This is a genomic window from Oleiphilus sp. HI0086 (assembly GCF_001635225.1).
Genome location: NZ_LWFZ01000776.1, coordinates 1 through 6,108 on the forward strand (window position 1 = coordinate 1; position 6,108 = coordinate 6,108).

Consider the following 6,108-nt stretch of genomic DNA (forward strand, 5'->3'; position numbering starts at 1 on the left):
CAACTCTTTCATTTCTCTATCCCTTGAAACTTTTGCGATAATTGAAGCAGCCGCAATACAAGCAACTCGTGAGTCACCCTTTACCACTGCTTCACTAGGAATATTTAGTTGAGGGCAGCGATTGCCGTCAATCAAAACATATTCCGGTTTTATTGAAAGCGATTCGACCGCTCTTTTCATTGCCAACATCGATGCATGCAAAATATTGATTTCATCAATTTCTTCGACACTGGCCCGAGTAATGCTACACGCTAATGCTTTTTCATGAATCTCATCAAACAACATCTCGCGTTTTTTTTCAGAAAGTTTCTTTGAGTCAGCCAAACCTTCAATAGGGTTTGCTGGATCGAGAATAACTGCGGCAGCTACGACTGGCCCAACTAAAGGCCCACGACCCACCTCATCTACACCAGCAAGCAGCTCACCATTATACTGACAAACAAAAGCTTCATATTCCTTAGTCACAATACTTCCTTATTTGCCACTTTCTATCAGCTTAACTACCGCGTCAGCGGCTTGTTCACTTGCATTTAACTTCAAGCTTTTATGCAGTTCACTAAACGACTCTTGAGTTTCAGTTGCCTTAGAAGGTAAAAAGCGCTCCATTACCTGCTTTCCAATTAATTCTGGCTGAGCATCATCCTGAACTAGCTCGGGAACAAGCTCTCGACCAGCCAGCAAATTAGGCAATGATATGAAAGGAGCCTTCAGTAAGCGCTTCATAATATAGTGCGTAATCTTGGAGACACGATAGGATACAACCATTGGACGATTTACCAGCATCGCTTCGAGCGTTGCAGTGCCCGACGCCAATACAATCACATCACTTGCAGCCATCACCTCACGCGAGCGACCTGAAATCAAGGTTAGCGGCAGGTTTACCTCGCAATCGTCTAACAAGGATAAAATTTGCTCTTTGCGCGCCTCATTAACATAAGGTAAAACAAATTTGATATTGGGGTCGCGCTCATACAACCAACACGCAGTATCAAGAAAGCTCTTACCTATATAAGAAATCTCACCTGCTCGACTTCCGGGAAGCAGTGCTACCAGTTTCGCATTTTGATCCAAGCCCAAAGCCTCACGAGCCGAGCTTTTATCTGAATGTTCTGGAATGCTGTCAGCCAGAGGGTGACCAACAAATCGTACTGCAACGTCATGCGCTTTATAAAATTTTGCCTCAAACGGAAAGAGAGTCAACATCAGATCGACTGCACGCGCTATTTTAAAAATACGCTTCTGACGCCATGCCCAAACAGAGGGGCTAACATAATGACCGGTTTTCAAGCCCTTTTTGCGCAAGGCCAATTCCAAGCCTATATTGAAGTCAGGGGCATCAATGCCAATAAAAGCATCCGGGCGTGATTTTAGAAAATGTTGTTTTAGGCGACGCCGAATACCAATCAGCTCAAAAATACGCCCAAGCACCTCAACAAGCCCCATAACAGAAAGCCGTTCCATTGGTACATGAGAGTTAAAACCCTCAGCTAGCATTAAAGGGCCACCAATACCTTCGAACCGAGCATTGGGATAACGCTTAAGCAGGGACTTGATCAAACCCGCACCTAAAATATCTCCGGAGGCTTCACCGGCTACCATTGCGATAGTCACTGGACGTTCAGATACAACGTTATCTGAAAGTTGTTCTTGAACCGATTGGTGTTCTTCAGCGCTACCCTTCATATCAGCCTAACGAATAATGCCCCGAGATGAGTTCTTGATACTTTCAACGAAGTGAGCAACATGTGCAGACGAAGCCGCTGCCTCTTCTAGCTCAATAAGCGCATCCTTCAAGTTCAAGCCTTGACGATAGATAACTTTATAGGCACGCTTTAGCTCCCGAATATCATCAGCGGTAAACCCTCTTCGCTTCAAACCTTCGGTATTCAGACCATGAGCCGAGGCAGATTGACCACTAGCCATGACAAAAGCAGGAATATCACGTAGAACAATACTCCCGCCAGCACTCATACTATGCGCCCCGATCTTACAGAACTGATGAACCATCGTTCCGCCACCCAAAATCACATTGCTTGCAACATGAACATGGCCCGCCAGGGTTGTGCTATTAGCAAAAATACAGTTATCACCGATAACACAGTCATGCGCTACATGTACATAAGCCATGAAGAGGTTATCACTACCAATGATCGTTTCCGACTGGTCCTGAGTAGTACCGCGATGAATAGTACAGTTTTCACGAATAATATTATTATCGCCAATAATTAATCGGGTAGGCTCTCCAGCATATTTTTTATCCTGGCACTCTTCTCCAACACTGGCGAACTGAAAGATCTTGTTATTCCGACCAATCGTTGTCGGCCCTTTAACAACCACATGAGAAAGTATCTGTGAACCTTCCCCTATCTCGACACCTTCACCAATATACGACCAAGGACCAACTTCCACACCAGCACCAATTATTGCCCCCTTTTCTACTATTGCTTGAGGGTGAACTTTAGTGTCTGAATGGATTTTGGCATCAGGGTGGATTGTCATTAACGTTCTCGCTCCGCTGTCATAATTTCTGCAATACAAGCAACCTCACCATCTACATATGCAGTACAGTCAAACTTCCAGATGTTATGCTTTGCTGCAATCAAATGAGATTCTAGTACCAGTTGATCGCCCGGAACAATTGGCCTTTTAAAGCGCGCTTTATTTGTTCCGGCAAAATAGTGTATTAAGTTTTCACTTGGCTTTTTGTTAGTCGTAATAAAGCCGAGTATGCCTGAAACCTGCGCTAGTGCCTCCAGCACAAGCACACCAGGCATGATTGGTTGATCAGGGAAATGTCCTTGAAAGTAGTTTTCGTTTACCGTCACATTTTTAAAGCCCTTGATCCACTCTCCAGCTTTAACCTCTGTAACTCGATCCACTAATAAAAAAGGGTAGCGGTGAGGAAGATATTCTTTAACGTCATTGATATCCATAATCATGAGATTCGACTCTTTTAAAGCAAGTTCAGGCAGTATCGCCAGCAGATCAAAACTATTTACTTGTCGGCAACAATCTTCTCTAATGCTTTTAAACGACCAGCCATTTTATCGAGCTGCCGAAGTCTTGCAATACTTTTCCGCCATTGAGCATTAGGCTGAACGCCCGTTCCAGACGAATACACGCCAGGCTCACTCAAGCTTTTTATCACCATCGTCATTGCAGTGATATGCACATCGTCAGTTATCGTTAAATGACCCGCTATACCACTTGCGCCGCCGATAACACAGTTCTTTCCGATCGTCGTACTCCCCGCAACAGCACAACATGCTGCCATGGCAGTATTTTCGCCAACACGGACATTGTGAGCAATTTGAATCTGATTATCGAGCTTAACGCCCTTCTCGATTACTGTATTGTCCAAAGCTCCACGATCAATGGCCGAATTAGCCCCGATTTCGACATCGTCCTCAATTACAACACCACCTAGCTGAACTATTTTTTCCCAGCCTCCCTTATTAGGAGCAAAGCCGAATCCATCTGAGCCTATCACGACACCACTATGAATAATGCAGCGCGCACCAATCGTCACGCCGTGATAGATATTGACGCCTGGATAAAGTCGAGTGCATTCACCTATCCGCGAGTCATCAGAAACTGTCGTATTTTCACCAATTACACAACCAGCCCCTAAGAAAACACCTTTACCAATTACTGCGCCAGCTCCCACAAAAACGCCTTCAGCGACCTCAGCAGTGTCATGCACAACAGCCGAAGGGTGGATATCTGAACCCGCACTAAGGTCAAGCTGGGTACTGTCCCACAAGTGAGTTAAACGCGCATACGCCAGGTAAGGGTTATCATGAATAATCAAATCTGCATCGTATGCTTCGGCTACCTGAGGGGTAACAATCACGGCACCGGCCTGGCTATCCGCTAAATATTTCTCATAGGCAGGATTCGCTAAAAAGCTTAAATCACCTGACTTAGCCGACTGCAGAGTCGAAAGGCCCGAGATGCTTATCGACGCATCACCTCGAACCTCTCCTTCCACATAGTCCGCCAAATATTTTAAGGTAAAGGCATTTTGCTTCATCTGATTAAACTCACGAAATATAGAAAGATCAGTTTAGCTTGTTAAGCTTCTCGATAATTTTATTTGTATAATCCATTTCTTGATTGGCATATAAAGCCGCTTCACGAGGAATCAACAAATCCAGTTTTTCTTCTTTTACTAGCTCGTTGATCGCTTGATCGATTTTGGGCTTTGAATCACTCAAAAACTCATTCCGTCTTTCTGCCAAAGCCTTATCAAGCTTACCTTTGCGGTACTTATATTCCTGAATCGCTTCTTCAAGATCAGATGCCATTTTCGCTCTTTCATTATCACTCATAATTGCAGCGTCATTTTTTAAGCGCATTTCCAAGCGCTGACCTTCTTCTCCGATAGCACGAACTTCAAGGTCCTGTTTTTTATATTTGGTCACCATTGACTCAGTGAACTCTTTTGCTGCATCTGAAGAAAATAAGGCAGCTCTCATATCAACCAGACCAATCTTCATTTCAGCAAGTGCCGACATAGAGAAGAAAGCAATACTTCCCATCAAAATAATTTGCTTAAATAATTTCATTAAAGACCTCCAACGATCTATTTTATGTTTACTTAGTAACTAGAAAGGCTGCCCTAGGGAGAACTGGAAGAACCGCGTATCGTCCCCGGGAATGTCATTAATCGTCTTACCAAAACTGAAGCCCAAGGGCCCGATAAAGGTTATCCATTGTAAGCTCAAGCCAGTCGACCAACGAATCTCATTCCCATCAAAATCATATCCCCTTGCTGTATCAAAAACATTACCACTATCAACAAAGTACGATAGGCGTAGCGATCGCTGGTCTTTCACAAACGGTACAGGGAAGATCAACTCAGCACTATTTTCAATTAGGAGATTTCCGCCAAAGGGGTCTGTAGACCCACCAGCCTGACTAGGAACCGACTGACGACCAAGCGAATTTCTTTGATAACCTCGCACCGAAGTAATACCACCGGTGAAATAGTTTTCGTAAAATGGAAGTATGCTGGTATCACCATACCCATCAGCCCACGCCAATTTATTGCGAATCCTGAATACAAAGTCATGATCTTTATCGATTGGGAAGTAGGTATTTGAGCGGTAGTTAAGTTTATAAAATGATAGATCACTGAAAGGTACCGACACTTCAAGCGTTAGGCCCTGTCCCCACCCGCGCGTTGGAAACTGCCCGCGATTCAATGTGCTTCTGGTCCATGACCCGGTAAAGCTGTAAGTATTAAAACTCGTACCATATTCAGAAACAAAAGTATTGATTCCGAGCGGCACATCCTCACCTGCAGATAGCTGAGTATTGGTATAACCAAAAGTGAACTTCAAGCGAGAAATACTGTTGATAGGATAACCAAAGGTTACCGATGCTCCCGTTTCATCGATAACAAAATCTGAACGGTCATCTTCGTCAAAATCAGTTTTTCTAGCAAAAAAGCTAAACCCTCGACTCACACCATCGACAGTGAAGTAAGGATCGAGATAGGAAAAGTTAGCAGACTTAACGGACTCAGTGGTATTCACGCCAAAAGAGACCTTCTTACCGGAGCCAAAAAAGTTACTTTCAGAAACACTCAAACCAAGTGAAAAACCGGAACCCTGAGAAAAACCCAAGCTTGCAGAAAGGTTACCGGATGAAGTTTCTTCAACCGAGTAATTCACATCAATTTGATCTGACGTGCCCGGTACTGAGGGCGTATCAATATTAACAGTACTAAAGAAGCCCAAACGCTCAAGCTTAGCTTTAGAACCTTCGATCAAGTCCGTTGATGCAGACCCACCTTCCATTTGAATCATCTCCTGCCGTAAGACTTCATCACGTGTTGAAGTGTTACCACGGAAATTGATTCTTCTTACATAATTCCGTTTACCAGGATCAACAAAGAAAGTAACCGAAGCGCTATAGTCATCATGCGCCTCAGGGATAGCGTTAACATTTGCATAAGTATAACCTTCTGCACCTAAAGCACGAGAGATAAGGTCAGATGTAAGTGTCAGTTTCTGACGTGAAAATACGTCACCCGGTTTTAACATAACAAGCTTTTCTAACACTTCCTTCTCTAGAACAAGGTCTCCCTTCAAGTCGAAGTCC

Annotated in this window: 7 protein-coding genes; all 7 read right to left on the reverse strand. The window is 44.0% G+C overall.

All coding sequences use genetic code 11. The features are described from left to right. The coding region (locus tag A3756_RS13440) for a ribonuclease HII (RefSeq protein ID WP_068553678.1) at positions 1–465 on the reverse strand (465 nt) is incomplete at its 3' end. Positions 466–474: 9 nt separating this feature from the next. Continuing rightward, positions 475–1,683, reverse strand: coding sequence for a lipid-A-disaccharide synthase (gene lpxB, locus A3756_RS13445; RefSeq protein ID WP_082865259.1), 1,209 nt, complete (start codon positions 1,681–1,683; stop codon positions 475–477). Between the two features lie 6 nt (positions 1,684–1,689). Further along, positions 1,690–2,499, reverse strand: coding sequence for an acyl-ACP--UDP-N-acetylglucosamine O-acyltransferase (gene lpxA, locus A3756_RS13450; protein WP_068508215.1), 810 nt, complete (start codon positions 2,497–2,499; stop codon positions 1,690–1,692). Further along, positions 2,499–2,939, reverse strand: a complete 441-nt coding sequence (gene fabZ / locus A3756_RS13455; RefSeq protein WP_068507400.1) for a 3-hydroxyacyl-ACP dehydratase FabZ — start codon at positions 2,937–2,939, stop codon at positions 2,499–2,501. The genes lpxA and fabZ overlap by 1 nt, the downstream gene beginning before the upstream one ends. Before the next feature lie 56 nt (positions 2,940–2,995). Beyond that, positions 2,996–4,033, reverse strand: coding sequence for a UDP-3-O-(3-hydroxymyristoyl)glucosamine N-acyltransferase (gene lpxD / locus A3756_RS13460; protein ID WP_068508218.1), 1,038 nt, complete (start codon positions 4,031–4,033; stop codon positions 2,996–2,998). Positions 4,034–4,061: 28 nt separating this feature from the next. Next, the gene (locus A3756_RS13465; protein WP_068508219.1) at positions 4,062–4,568 is read right to left on the reverse strand and encodes an OmpH family outer membrane protein; all 507 of its coding nucleotides are present in this window, start codon (positions 4,566–4,568) and stop codon (positions 4,062–4,064) included. Positions 4,569–4,607: 39 nt separating this feature from the next. Continuing rightward, positions 4,608–6,108 (reverse strand): outer membrane protein assembly factor BamA (bamA, locus tag A3756_RS13470; protein WP_068553679.1); only part of this gene is annotated, 1,501 nt, incomplete at its 5' end.

Excerpts from the sequence above, each read along its gene's own strand:
- A3756_RS13465 (WP_068508219.1), bottom strand. The coding sequence starts at position 4,568 with ATGAAATTATTTAAGCAAATTATTTTGATGGGAAGTATTGCTTTCTTC.
- lpxA (WP_068508215.1), bottom strand. The coding sequence starts at position 2,499 with ATGACAATCCACCCTGATGCCAAAATCCATTCAGACACTAAAGTTCAC.
- lpxD (WP_068508218.1), bottom strand. The coding sequence starts at position 4,033 with ATGAAGCAAAATGCCTTTACCTTAAAATATTTGGCGGACTATGTGGAA.
- fabZ (WP_068507400.1), bottom strand. The coding sequence starts at position 2,939 with ATGATTATGGATATCAATGACGTTAAAGAATATCTTCCTCACCGCTAC.
- lpxB (WP_082865259.1), bottom strand. The coding sequence starts at position 1,683 with ATGAAGGGTAGCGCTGAAGAACACCAATCGGTTCAAGAACAACTTTCA.